The sequence below is a fragment of the Citrobacter sp. XY323 genome, assembly GCF_025106035.1.
Lineage (GTDB): Bacteria > Pseudomonadota > Gammaproteobacteria > Enterobacterales > Enterobacteriaceae > Citrobacter > Citrobacter braakii.
On sequence record NZ_JANYUK010000015.1, the window covers coordinates 15,569 to 29,243 of the forward strand.

At 52.2% G+C, this 13,675-nt stretch carries 11 protein-coding genes; 3 read left to right on the top strand and 8 right to left on the bottom strand.

What is annotated here, in order from left to right:
- Window positions 1–182 precede the first annotated feature (182 nt).
- Complete coding sequence (typA, locus tag N0B36_RS19845) at window positions 183–2,006, top strand: ribosome-dependent GTPase TypA (RefSeq protein WP_008786988.1); 1,824 nt, start codon at window positions 183–185, stop codon at window positions 2,004–2,006.
- A gap of 69 nt (window positions 2,007–2,075) precedes the next feature.
- On the opposite strand, the gene ompL is transcribed toward typA, so the two are convergent.
- The 8 genes from ompL to yihU all read right to left on the bottom strand — a co-directional run bounded on the left by ompL (window position 2,076) and on the right by yihU (window position 11,716).
- Entirely contained in the window at window positions 2,076–2,768 is a 693-nt protein-coding gene (ompL, locus tag N0B36_RS19850) for a porin OmpL (protein WP_259688882.1), read from the bottom strand.
- Between the two features lie 66 nt (window positions 2,769–2,834).
- On the bottom strand, window positions 2,835–4,256 hold the full coding sequence (locus N0B36_RS19855; protein ID WP_016155165.1) for an MFS transporter: 1,422 nt from the start codon (window positions 4,254–4,256) through the stop codon (window positions 2,835–2,837).
- A 46-nt stretch (window positions 4,257–4,302) separates the two neighbouring features.
- Window positions 4,303–5,685, bottom strand: a complete 1,383-nt coding sequence (locus N0B36_RS19860) for an MFS transporter (protein WP_016155166.1) — start codon at window positions 5,683–5,685, stop codon at window positions 4,303–4,305.
- 45 nt (window positions 5,686–5,730) lie between these two features.
- Window positions 5,731–7,767: an alpha-glucosidase gene (locus N0B36_RS19865; protein WP_259688883.1), complete on the bottom strand. Its 2,037-nt coding sequence runs from the start codon at window positions 7,765–7,767 to the stop codon at window positions 5,731–5,733.
- A 48-nt stretch (window positions 7,768–7,815) separates the two neighbouring features.
- Complete coding sequence (locus tag N0B36_RS19870) at window positions 7,816–8,658, bottom strand: aldose-1-epimerase (protein WP_259688884.1); 843 nt, start codon at window positions 8,656–8,658, stop codon at window positions 7,816–7,818.
- Between the two features lie 18 nt (window positions 8,659–8,676).
- Window positions 8,677–9,918, bottom strand: a complete 1,242-nt coding sequence (gene yihS, locus N0B36_RS19875; protein ID WP_259688885.1) for a sulfoquinovose isomerase — start codon at window positions 9,916–9,918, stop codon at window positions 8,677–8,679.
- A gap of 12 nt (window positions 9,919–9,930) precedes the next feature.
- On the bottom strand, window positions 9,931–10,806 hold the full coding sequence (gene yihT / locus N0B36_RS19880) for a sulfofructosephosphate aldolase (protein ID WP_016155170.1): 876 nt from the start codon (window positions 10,804–10,806) through the stop codon (window positions 9,931–9,933).
- Between the two features lie 19 nt (window positions 10,807–10,825).
- Window positions 10,826–11,716 carry a sulfolactaldehyde 3-reductase gene (gene yihU, locus N0B36_RS19885; protein WP_259688886.1) on the bottom strand — a complete coding sequence of 297 codons (891 nt, stop codon included), beginning with the start codon at window positions 11,714–11,716 and terminating at the stop codon, window positions 10,826–10,828.
- 166 nt (window positions 11,717–11,882) lie between these two features.
- Here yihU and N0B36_RS19890 point away from each other — a divergent pair, with 166 nt between their 5' ends.
- Window positions 11,883–12,779, top strand: a complete 897-nt coding sequence (locus N0B36_RS19890; RefSeq protein ID WP_259688887.1) for a sugar kinase — start codon at window positions 11,883–11,885, stop codon at window positions 12,777–12,779.
- Window positions 12,780–12,812: 33 nt separating this feature from the next.
- On the top strand, window positions 12,813–13,616 hold the full coding sequence (locus tag N0B36_RS19895) for a DeoR/GlpR family DNA-binding transcription regulator (protein ID WP_016155173.1): 804 nt from the start codon (window positions 12,813–12,815) through the stop codon (window positions 13,614–13,616).
- Window positions 13,617–13,675 lie beyond the last annotated feature (59 nt).

Sequence of the window (13,675 nt, forward strand, 5' to 3'; positions counted from 1 at the left end):
TGTGAACATTAAGCACCATATTGGTGCAAAGCATGTCAGATTACCCCTTTTAACGCTCCGTGAATGTGATCACAAAGAAACTCTGCAATACTTGTTTGCGGAGGATGTTTGTGATCCTGTTTTGTACTGCGATTAATCCGTGTACAATAACGCGCTATTTCTAAAATGCCTGAGGCAAAGTTGTGATCGAAAATTTGCGTAACATCGCCATCATCGCGCACGTAGACCATGGTAAAACGACCCTGGTAGACAAGCTGCTCCAACAATCCGGTACGTTCGATGCACGTGCTGAAACCCAAGAGCGCGTGATGGACTCCAACGATTTGGAGAAAGAGCGTGGGATTACCATCCTCGCTAAAAACACCGCTATCAAATGGAATGACTACCGTATCAACATCGTTGATACCCCAGGGCACGCCGACTTCGGTGGTGAAGTTGAACGTGTAATGTCCATGGTCGACTCCGTGCTGCTGGTGGTGGATGCAATGGATGGTCCGATGCCGCAGACGCGCTTCGTGACCAAAAAAGCCTTTGCCCATGGCCTGAAGCCAATTGTTGTTATCAACAAAGTTGACCGCCCTGGCGCGCGTCCTGACTGGGTTGTTGATCAGGTATTTGACCTGTTCGTTAACCTCGACGCTACCGACGAGCAGCTGGACTTCCCGATCGTTTACGCTTCCGCGCTGAACGGTATCGCAGGTCTGGATCACGAAGATATGGCTGAAGACATGACTCCGCTGTATCAGACCATCGTTGATCGTGTTCCGGCTCCAAGCGTAGACCTTGATGGCCCGCTGCAGATGCAAATCTCTCAGCTGGACTACAACAACTACGTTGGCGTAATCGGCATCGGCCGTATCAAACGCGGTAAAGTTAAACCGAACCAGCAGATCACTATCATTGATAGCGAAGGCAAAACCCGTAACGGTAAAGTCGGTAAAGTTCTGACCCATCTGGGTCTGGAACGTATCGAGAGTGATATTGCCGAAGCGGGCGATATCATCGCGATCACCGGTTTGGGCGAACTGAACATCTCCGACACCATCTGCGACCCGCAGAACGTCGAAGCGCTGCCGGCTCTGTCCGTTGATGAACCGACCGTAACCATGTTCTTCTGCGTAAACACCTCCCCGTTCTGTGGTAAAGAAGGTAAATATGTTACCTCTCGTCAGATCCTTGACCGCCTGAACAAAGAGCTGGTGCACAACGTTGCGCTGCGCGTCGAAGAAACCGAAGATGCGGATGCGTTCCGTGTATCCGGTCGTGGTGAGCTGCACCTGTCTGTTCTTATCGAGAACATGCGTCGTGAAGGTTTCGAAATGGCGGTTTCCCGTCCGAAAGTAATCTTCCGCGAAATCGACGGCCGTAAACAAGAGCCGTTCGAAAACGTAACGCTGGACGTAGAAGAGCAGCATCAGGGTTCTGTCATGCAGGCTCTGGGTGAGCGTAAAGGCGACCTGAAAAACATGAATCCAGATGGCAAAGGCCGCGTACGTCTTGACTACGTGATCCCAAGCCGTGGTCTGATCGGCTTCCGTTCAGAATTCATGACCATGACTTCCGGTACCGGTCTGCTGTACTCCACCTTCAGCCACTACGACGATGTTCGCGCGGGTGATGTGGGTCAGCGTCAGAACGGCGTACTGATCTCCAATGGCCAGGGTAAAGCAGTTGCGTTCGCACTGTTCAGCCTGCAGGACCGCGGTAAGCTGTTCCTGGGTCACGGTGCTGAAGTTTACGAAGGCCAGATCATCGGTATTCACAGCCGCTCTAACGACCTGACTGTAAACTGCCTGACCGGTAAGAAACTGACCAACATGCGTGCGTCCGGTACTGACGAAGCAACGGTTCTGGTTCCGCCGGTTAAGATGACTCTGGAGCAGGCTCTGGAATTCATCGATGACGACGAACTGGTAGAAGTTACCCCAACCTCTATCCGTATCCGTAAGCGTCACCTGACTGAAAACGATCGTCGCCGTGCAATGCGTGGCGCGAAAGAAGAGTAATTAACGCTCTTTCTCAGGTAAGCATAAAAAAGCCGCTGATTTCAGCGGCTTTTTTTATCATCAGGAGAATTAGAAGAAATACTTTGCCCCAACACGAATCTGGTTTTGTTCGCGATGATAGGGTTTAACATTGCGATCTAACCAGCGTAATTCAAGGTAGGGTAACCAGTGCTCATTGATACGATACTTAAAGGTATTGGTAATTTCCCAGTGATGATCTTTTCCGTTGCTGCTATTGAAGTCATTGACTCGCATAAAATAGTGCGGTTCAAAGGTATAGGAAAATTTATCGGTAATGGTAAAGTTCCAGTAGTTGCCTATTTCATAGGTATCATTATTATCCAGCTCACCGTTTAGGTCGGTTGAACTGTAGTTATTATGGTTATATCGATTACGCACGGTAAGATTAAACCACGGAGTAAATTTATAGTTAACATCCAGATAAACAGCACCGCCTGAGCCAATACTCTTATCGTTTATTAACCCTCCAGGCTGGATTGTTAATTTATCTGTTGGTTTAAATAACGGGTACCAACCCTCTATTTCGTTATAGCCGTGTTTTAACTCATCCTTGCGTTGCATAGTGTAGGTGTTCGTAAGCATGATACCCGCACCCATATCGGAGTTATAGCCAACGCGCAGCATGACCTCCATTTGATCGGATGCCAGGTTATATGCTTCGCGGTTTTCTACATAGGCTCCAGCGAAAGCAGAGGTTGATACCACAGAGGATAAGAGAATTATTGTCGTTAATTTTTTCATGATAAATCCATTTTTTACGCGTAGGGAGGCCGCCATCCATTGGGATGGAATAGGCGGCAATTATTTTTATACGTTTACAGCAGAGGTGTTCTTTTTATTAGTAATAGGGTCCGGTTGGATGTTGTTTTTCTTCCGTTGGCTGATTTCCTCAATAATAAAAGCAAAACGAGTTTCGTTGAGCTTATAAAAGAAGCCCATCGTGAGTGCTGCAATAATTGCAAGTCCGCAAGGCCAGAGGAAAATAAGCTGACGCAAACCGAGCAGTGTGGCATCGCTCTGGACTATATTGGGGATATAACCGATTTGCGTCAGCATGATGCCCGGCAGGAAGCCTGCGAGCGCAGCAGAAATTTTGCGAGAAAAGGTATAACCCGTATACACCGAACCTTCTGCACGGATCCCCGTTTTCCATTCGCCATAATCGACCGTATCCGGAACCAGTGCCCAGTTTAGACTGTTAACAAAAGCGGTTCCGAAGAAGGCCATGCAAGAGAACGTGACGAATAAAAATGACGTACTGCCCCAGAAAAAGTTCAGCACATCACCGATAGCCCATAGCGCCAGGCCACCGAGGTAAACCTGCTTTTTACCGAAGCGTTTTACAGCTGTGGGAACCAGCAGTACCCCAACCAGAATGCATCCCATGCTGAAGAAACCCATCCACGACAGCAGATGAATATCGTTGAGCACGTACTGGGTGTAATACACCTGGATCGCCAGCTTGATGTTGAATGCCGCCAACGTGCACAGATTGGCGACACACAGCACCAGCAGTGGAGGGTTACGGAAAATGGCGCAGAACGACTTGAGAATGCTGGGCTTATGGTGATCCGGCACGATTTCGATATAGCGTTCCTTCACACCGCTAAAGCACCACCACATACTGAACAGTCCGCAGACGGAGAAGATCAGTGCGGCAATCAGATAACCCAGCGAAGGTGAACTAACAAATAGCGCCTGAATAGGCATAAAGCCAACAGTACACAGTAACAGGCCTACGGTAGCGCCGCCCTGACGCCAGGCGGCGAGCTGAGCTCGTTCATGCGGGTTTTTCGTGATCGCGGGCACCATCGCGCCGTAGGAGCAGTTCATCAGGCTATAGAACAGCCCGAACAGCATAAACAACACTGTCGCCAGTCCGGTTTTCACCGTTAGCGTAAAATCTGTCGCTAAAAACTGCGCGCTGGCAACGACAGCGACAGGAAATGATGCATACAAAATAAAGGGCCTGAATTTCCCTTTTGCGCCAATATTACGCCTTGAGTCCAGCAACACACCGGTCAACATATCAGTGAAAGCGGTGAAGAACTTCGCCACCAAAAAGATAATCCCACCGTAATACGCCGGCATCCCTAGTTCATCGGTATAAAATTTAAGCAGATACAGCGTACCGATACACAGCATCAAATTTGAGCCGAAGTCACCCACTCCGTAGGCGAATTTTTCACGCAGGCTCAGTTTTAGCGTTAGCGGATCATGAAAAGACATAATCGCTCCTCAATAGCGCCCCGTAGAGCGCTATTCATTATTATTATCAAACGGGTTGTTTACGCGCTTCTATCTCTTCAACGATGCGGACATACATCTTCTCGTTAAGGTTGTAGAAACAGCCCATAGCTACAATGGTGATCACCGCCAAGGCGCAGGGATAAATAAAGATCAACTGACGCAATCCTTCGACCGTACTTGCAGATTGCACCACATTGGGGACGTAGCCGATTTGCGTCAGCATCCATCCCGGGAAGAATCCTGCCAGCGCTTGTGACACTTTACGGAAGAAGGTGAAACCGGTGTATACCGTACCTTCAGAGCGTACGCCGGTACGCCATTCGCCATATTCCACGGTATCGGAGACCAGCGCCCAGTTCAGGCTGTTGACGAATGCCGAGCCGAAGAACGCCAGACAAGAGAACGCGACAAAACTGACGGAGCCGCCGCCAAAGAAGTAGTTAAGCAGATCGCCCGCCACCCAAATCAGCAAACCGCCGATGTAGACTTTTTTCTTGCCGAAACGTCTGACCATGCCAGGCATCAGGAAGACGCCGATGAAGATACAACCCATGCTAAAAAAGCCCATCCAGGAAAGGAGGATCGGGTCATTAAGAACGTACTGGGTGTAGTAGACCTGAATCGCCAGCTTGACGTTAAACGCGCCAAGCGTGCAAAGGTTGGCAATGCACAGAATAAACAGCGGGCGGTTACCGGCGATGGCGCGAAAGGATTGCAGCAATCCCGGTTTTTGCGCGGCATCAACGGGTTTCACTTCCACGTAACGTTCTTTTACCCCGGCATAGCAGAGCCACATAAACAGCAGGCCAAACAGAGAAAACAACGTGGCGGCGAAGATATAACCCAGCTGCGAGTTGCCTTCGATCAGGTTCATTACGGGAACAAAACCGACGGTACACAGCAACAGACCCAGGGTTGCGCCACCTTGCCGCCAGGCGGCAAGCGACGCGCGTTCGTCAGGATTTTTCGTAATCGCGGGAACCATCGCACCATAAGAGCAGTTCATCATGCTGAAAAACAATCCGTACAGCATAAACAGCACCGTTGCCATGACCGTTTTACCGGTTACTTCAAACGGTGTACCGACAAAGTTTGCAATCGCCAGCAAGGTAACCGGAAATGCGGCATAAAGAACGAACGGACGGAATTTTCCCTTCGGGCCGATTTTGCGGCGGGAATCAAGCATAATCCCGGTGCCCATATCGGTAAACGCGGTAAAAAACTTGGCGATGAGGAAAATGATACCGCCATAAGTTCCAGGTAAACCAAGGACATCGGTATAAAACTTGAGTAAATAGAGCGTACCAATATCCAGCAGGATATTGGAGCCTAAATCACCCATCCCATAGGCGAGTTTTTCTTTGAACGGCAAGCGTAGGGTTGCCGGATTAGAGGAAGTCTGACTCATTATTATTCTCCATGTGCCCGCGAGTTTCCCCACGGGCGAGCCGCATTAGATGTTGCGTAAAGTGGCAAACAGTGACGCCCATTCACTCTTCGCGCGATAAAACACCGGAGGCTTGCCAATAGGCGCATCCACGGTAATTTCACCGCCCTGGTAAGTTTCCCCGGTCCAGATGTTGACCCAGCTATCCTCCGGCAGGTACAGCGTCCAGTCGCTGCGCCCCTGTTCGTGAACCGGCGCAACCAACACATCCTGTCCCAGCAGGTACTGATATTTCAGGGTGTAGGTCCGTGCATCGTCTTCGTAATGTAGGAATAGCGGGCGCATCACCGGCAGACCGGTGGCGCTGTTTTGCGCGACCGCCTGTTTCAGATACGGTTTAAGGGTGGTAAAGACGGTGGTCATACGAGCAAAGTGGGCGATGGTTTCAGCATCACCATCAAACTGCCAGTTATCGCCAGGGCGGTTACCTTCGTGGGTGCGCATCATCGGTGTGAAGGTGCTAAAGTCACACCAGCGCAGCAGCAGCTCTTTGCTGCGTTTCATTTCAAATAGGGTGGTGTAGCCGCCGATATCGCTGTGGTGCAGACCATGGCCGCTCATCGCCAGTGACAGCGCAGCAGGCACGACCGAGGCCAGACCGTCGTCAAGGCTCCAGTCAACGTTCTGATCGCCTGCCCACATCATGGTGGAGTATTTCTGGCTGCCGGTGTAACCCGCACGCATAAAGAACAGGATCTCGCCGAGCTTGCCAGTCTCCTGTAACGCTTCGTAGTTACATTTCGCCCACAGCGCAGGCCAGGCGTTATGCATAATTTCAGCGCTAATGCCATTGTGCAGGTAAGTGTCGGTTGGCAGGTATTCGCCAAAGTCGGCCATCCAACCGCCGCATCCCAGCTCAATCATGTTCTTTTTGATGACTTCTTTGAACCAGGCGTAGGCTTCAGGGTTGGTCAGGTCCACCACGCCGCCGTAAAACTCGCCAAACTCAACCAGATAGTCAGCGCCAGAGGCATCTTTCGCCAGATAACCGTGCGCAGCCGCTTCGGCGCAGAGATCTTTATCGCTGGCGACGTACGGGTTGATGTAGGAGAGGAATTGCACACCTTCTTCTTTCCACTGCTTAATACGGCTATCCAACTGAGGATAGTTGTCGCTGTTCCACTTCCAGTTCCACATCACGCGTTTGCCAAAGGAGGTCATGCGGATCCCGGACCAGTCCTGCGCCCAGATGCCGTTTACTTTCACGCCTGCGTTACGCATGGTGTCCAGTTTGTTCTGGCAAACCTCAGTACCGCCTTGGATACCGAGCGTGACGCCATCGTAGATCCAGTCCGGCAGCTCCGGCTGGCGTCCTAACAGCGCGGTCAGTTTTTCCAGTAAAGAGATGTAGGTGTCAGCGCATTCAAATCGTAGGGTGGTTTTGTCCTCCCACAATGCCAGTTCGTGATACTCCGGCGCGCTGAAGTCGAAATTCATATAGCAGCTGTTATCAACGTGGCAGTAGTACTTCTGCGTGCTGACGAAGGTCGGCTGCGGGAAAAAGGTCCAGTAGTAGTCACCACCGGCGTTTTCTTTGCAGTCTGCCTGCCAGGTGACATAGCTATTTTTGTTACGGCCCACGCCCTGTTCGCTGGTCCACAGTGGGAACGGTTTACCGCGTAAGTCGAAATAAGAGAACTGTTCACCGCAGCCGTAAATATGATCGTCCGGGTTGGCAGCCAGACGCAGCCAGATGCGGTTATGGCTGAGGTCATCGTTGTGCAGATCCAGCTTCAGGCGACCCTGTTCATCGATGGAGATGTGCAGCGTGGCGTTGATGGTGTTACCGCGACTGAAATGCACCTGCCAGCCGTCAGGCGACTCGCTGACCGTGGCGTCGGTCAGGGCAATCTTCTCATTGAGCTTGTCTTTAATGCTGAAGTTGCCGCGGAACATATCAATATCGGCAACGCCAGCGCCGATCCACAGGCAGGGGGTTTCTGTGCTGTGACGTAAAATCAGGCGCTGGTGATATGTCAGCGTAAAGCCATTCTGTAACGTCGTTAGTTCTAAAGCGGTTGACCGTTGTTGTAGCGAATTCATTATCGTCTCCGTAAAAATAGGGTAATTCGGTAATTTGTCGGAAAACTGTTATTCACTGCCGATTAAAAAATGCATCTGATGCGCTTCTCCGGGCGCGAGATGAATCAGGCTAATTCCGGAGTTAAAGGCGTCTGGCGGGCAGGTCATAGGTTCAACTGCCAGGCCGCGCCTTGCTAATTTCTCGCCGGTATATATCTGCAGCCAGGGCTGGTGGCTGCGTAAAAAGGTGGACATGTTTTGCGATTGACTGGTTATCCTGACTTCCCACTCTGCATCAGGTGGCAACGTCCTGAACGTATGATCGATAGTGGTCTGCGCAATGAGTCGCGGCGTGGTGAAATCCCGTTCACCACATGTTTCTTCACTCGCCGGAAGCGTTAATTCACAGCCATCGATGGGGTGTAGATTGCAGGTCAAGTAAGGATGTGCTCCCGCACCATACGGTGCGATTTCATCTCCCACATTCTGTGTACGAATAAACACGTGCAATCCACAGTCTGCCCCGAGTCGGTAAATCACCTCTGAAACCAGCGCAAAGGGATAACCATAAGAGGGCGGCAGAAAAATCATCAGCGACACTTCCGATGCCGATTGCTGGTTAATCTGCCAGTCCCGCCAGGCCAACAGCCCGTGAATGGCGGTATGCGAAATAGGGTCGTTAACGGCAAGCTGGAAGGTCTTGCCGTTATGTTGATAGCTGCCGTCTGCAACGCGGTTTGGCCATGGGACTAACACTTTTCCTAAATGCGCCTGCGGCATCTCTTCCGGCTTATGTGGAATAACGATGTGACGCCCACGATTCATCAATTCTGCCAGCCCAGCGCCAACCGTGACGATTTTCGCCTGGTAGTGTCCGGCCTGAAGATGAATGGTTTTTCCACCACTATGCATGGCTGCTATCCTTGTGACTTATTTGGCGTTGATATCCAGAAGACCGGCAGCAACCGCCGGAGCAAGGCCCGGAGCCAGCGGTAGACGCGGGATTACCAGGCAGTGCAGCAGGTGATAAATGTCCTGCTTACCGTCCCAGACTTTGGTGGTCACTTTGTTATCGGTGTCCAACTCCTGCCACCATGAACCGGTCTCGTAGTCCATCAGATAGGTGATGCAGTAATCCCACCACTTCTGGTACCAGGCTTCGTACTGGCTGTCGCCGGTGAGGGTATACAAGGCATAGGCGGTACCCATGGCTTCGACTATCGGCCAACGCACTCTTTCGCGAACGATTGGTTTACCGTCCCAGTCCACCGAATAGACAAAACCATCCGCACCGTCCGGTGCCCAGGCATCACGGATGGTGGCGTGGAACAAGCCTTTGGCATCTTCCAGCAGCCAGGCGGGAGGCGTTTCGAAGCGGGCTTCCAACGCGGCATGCAGATGCAGCATCAGACGGCCCCATTCGATCCAGTGGCCCGGCGTGCCGCCGTATGCGCGGAAACGGTGAGCAGGGTTATCCTTGTTGTAATCGCGGATTGGGTTCCACTGTGAATCGAAGTGCTCGTTGACGCGATACTCCCCGCTGCGGGCCACGTCGTGAATAATCACCGAAGCAATTCGCAGTGCGCGATCGAGCCATTTACGGTCATGGGTAACGTCATAAACGATCAGGAAAGCCTCGACCGCGTGCATGTTGGCGTTACCGCCACGGTAATCTTCCGTCTGGCTGAAGGCTTCGTCCCAGGACTCCAGGCACATCTGCTCGTCTTCGCTCCAGAAGTACTTTTCAATCACCTCGATGGCATCATCCAACAATTGTCTGGCCTGTGGATGACCGGTAGTGACCGCGCTTGCCGCGCCGAGCAAAACGAAGAAATGCTGATAACCCTGCTTGGAGGCGTCCATCACGCCTTCGTTATTTACGCAGGCGTACCAACCGCCGTAGCGTGTGTCGCGTAGCGCACCGTTTAGCGCTTTAATGCCGTGGTCGACGAGTTGGTATGCGCCAGGCCGACCCATTGACGCGGCAACGGAGTAGACGTGCAGCATGCGGGCGGTGATCCACAGATGTGTCCCCATATCTGCTCTGACCTGACCACTGTTTCCCAGCCAGCCAAATCCGGTAGGTACCGCAGCGTTCTTACCAAAGTTAAAGATGCGATCTGTTTCCTGCTCCAGCCAGCGGTTGTGGCTTAGGGTGTTAAACCATTTCATTCTGAGATCCTCTTAGCGCCGGGCCATCATTTCATCGACGATATCGCCCAGACGCTGCAACTTAGGTGCGGAAACATCACGCAGCATCAGTTCGGTATCCGGCAGGCCAACCACGGATGACCAGACCGCACGTCCGGCCAGGAAGCCGGATGCGCCAGCGGTCATTGCTACGCTGACCGCGCGTGGGAACAGTTTTTCATCCACACCGGAGGAGAGAATGACCCACGGCATGTTGATGTTTTCATTCAGGCGCTGAGAGGCGCTAAGCAGCTCTTGTTGGGTTCCTTTGCCGTACAGAGGCATTTCGACCTTGTAGAGATCGGCACCGCTATCACCCAGTTCTTTCGCGGCATCGATAATGGCCTGTTCACGATCGAACTTATCGCCACGACGTGGTGGGCGAACAACCGGCTCGATGATGCTCAGCAGGCCATTGGAATGGCACAATTCATTGAATTCTCCCACCATATCAAGACGTTGTTGGGCATCTTCATCGCTACGCCACAGCACCAGCAGTTTGAGGGCCTTGGCACCATCTTGCTTCACGGTCTGCGGGTCGATTTTTTTATCAATCACCACGCTATCGACCGGAATACCGTTACCCGGAATGAACTCATCAGCGGCCACAATCATGGCGCAGTTTTTGGCGACCGCGTTTTGCTCTACAACCTGGCGGTAGCAGAACTGCTGATCGACCAGAATGGCGGAGGCATAGGGGGAAAGGATCTTCGCCGCATTGACTTTGAAATCGGTCAGCACGCTGTCATTGACCGGGGATTTTGCACCCGCGGCGGCAAACATTAAGCGCATGGCTTCGCGCTGATCGACCGCCAGCATGGCAAATCCGCCGGAAGCTCGGGTGATATCTTTCAGGGTGTACTTGGTCATTGTTCAGTCCTTTTACTTATCAAAGTTGGGAATTCAGTCCGGCAGATGCCCGAACCTGCTCGAGTATTGCGGTCCAGTCTTCCCGGCCACGGCCAGCGGCGCGTGCCTGGTTATAAACTTCGCGGGAAGCGGCGCCGAGCGGCATCGGCACGTGCAATTGGTTGGCAACGTCCAGGGCGATGCCAAGATCCTTGTGAGCTAAATCGATCATGAAAGCCGGGGAAAGATCGCCTTTCAGCACTTTGTTCGGCCAGGAGGTAGTAAAGTGGCCTTTTCCGGCGGGGGTGCCGCTCATGACTTGCAAAGCCACATCGAAGGAGAGACCAAGTGCCTCGCACAACACGGCGGCTTCGGCAGAGAGGGCGTTTAGCGCGATACTCATGTAGTTGTTGATGAGCTTCACGCGGATCCCCATACCGGGACCACCTGCATTGATCAATTCATTACCCATCGCCATCAGAACCGGTGTGGCGCGTTCTACCTGCTGTGCCGTTCCACCTGCCAGCAGCAACAGCGTTCCCGCTATGGCGTGATCGGAGGTGCGTCCAACCGGGCAATCCATCATATCGAAGCCTTTGGCACGCATATCGGCGATGAGTTTATCGGTTTGCAGTGGGTGAATAGTCGACATATCAATTACTAACGCCTGCGGGGAGAGGCTTTCGCAAATACCCTGCTCGCCGAACAATACGCTGCGCACCAGATCGCCGTTTGGCAGCATGGTGATGACAAATTCTGCACCTTGTGCTGCCTGAGCCGGGCTACTGGCAGGCTGTGCTCCTTTTTCCACCAGGCGCTGAACGGCATCCGGGTTAACGTCAAAGACGCTGAGTTGATGACCCTGCTTCAGCAAGTTGCTCGCCATGGGTGAACCCATCTGACCTAATCCGATAAATGCTATAACTGCCATAACGTTCTCCTGAGACGTGGATGTCATTTTTTGTCATTTAAGGTCGTTTGTTTCTGTCTATTTTTGATCGTATTTGTAATTTATGGTCAAAAAATTGACAGCCGTCACTTTTTAAACATTTTGTGAAATTAAAATGATCCCATCTTGAAACGCCTAAGGAACGACCATGATTCGTATTGCTTGTGTAGGTATTGCCGTGATGGATCGCATCTATTACGTGGAAGGTTTACCGACTGAAGGAGGTAAGTATGTGGCGAAGCGTTATACGGAAGTGGGCGGCGGGCCTGCTGCAACGGCCGCAGTGGCTGCAGCGAAGCTGGGCGCTAAGGTGGACTTTATTGGCCGTGTGGGCGATGACGATACCGGAAATAGCTTGCTGGCGGAGCTGGAGTCCCTGGGGGTAAATACCCGCTATTCCCGGCGCTACGCGGGGGCGAAGTCTTCACAATCGGCAATTATGGTTGATGCGCAAGGGGAAAGGATTATCGTTAACTATCCCAGCCCGGATTTACTGCATGATGCTGACTGGCTCAATGAGATCGATTTTACCCAGTGGGATGTGGTGTTGGCGGATGTTCGCTGGCACGAAGGGGCCAGGCAGGCGTTCACATTGGCACGTCGGGCGGGAGTGATGACGGTACTGGATGGTGACGTAACGCCACAAGATATCCGCGAGTTGGTGGCATTAAGCGATCATGCTGCGTTTTCTGAACCCGGTCTGGCGCGTTTAACCGGGATAAACGATCCTGAAGCCGGACTGAAACAAGCACAAACGCTCACAAATGGTCACGTGTATGTAACGCGGGGCAGTGCAGGCTGCGACTGGATAAAAAATAATACGTTGCAGCATCAATCTGGATTTAAAGTCGACGTTGCTGACACAACGGGGGCGGGGGATGTTTTCCATGGTGCGCTCGCGTTTAGCCTGGCCGGCGGCGACCTCCCGGAAGAGGCCGTCAGGTTCGCCAGCGGAGTTGCTGCGCTAAAATGTACGCGTCCGGGAGGAAGGGCCGGAATCCCTGACTGTGATCAAACCCGATCTTTTCTGTCACTTTTTGTATAAAATGCCAGGGCAATGGTTTTTCGAGGAAATTTCATGAGTCTTACCGAACTGACCGGTAACCCGCGACACGATCAACTGCTTATGCTGATTAGCGAGCGCGGTTATATGAATATCGACGAGCTGGCCAGCCTGCTGGACGTGTCCACGCAGACCGTGCGTCGTGATATTCGTAAACTCAGCGAGCAGGGATTAATTACGCGTCATCATGGTGGCGCGGGCAGAGCCTCCAGCGTGGTGAATACGGCGTTTGAGCAGCGTGAAGTCTCCTGGACGGAGGAGAAAAAAGCCATCGCGGAAGCGGTGGCGGACTACATTCCCGATGGGTCAACGGTGTTTATTACCATTGGCACCACCGTTGAGCAGGTGGCCCGCTCGCTGTTAAACCATAATCATTTGCGCATTATCACCAACAGTCTGCGTGTGGCGCACATTCTTTATAACAATCCACGTTTTGAAGTCATGGTGCCGGGGGGAACGTTACGCCCGCACAACAGTGGCATCATTGGTCCTTCTGCCTCGGCATTTGTCGCTGATTTTCGGGCCGATTACCTGGTAACCAGCGTTGGCGCGATCGAAAGTGATGGCGCGCTGCTGGAGTTTGATGTCAATGAAGCCAGCGTAGTGAAAACGATGATGTCGCACTCAAGACACATTCTGCTGGCAGCGGATCATACGAAATATACGGCTTCTGCCGCGGTAGAAATTGGTAACGTCTCTCAGGTGACCGCGCTGTTTACCGATGAATACCCAGGTCCCGCATTGCATAATTTACTCCAGTCACAACAGGTTGAAATTGTGCAGGTGAGTCCTTCACAAGATGATGCTCTGGCCGTGTAATTCCTCAGATGATGGCTCGATAAGTTCGAAGCCATCACTCTCGCATAGTCAAACTTCTC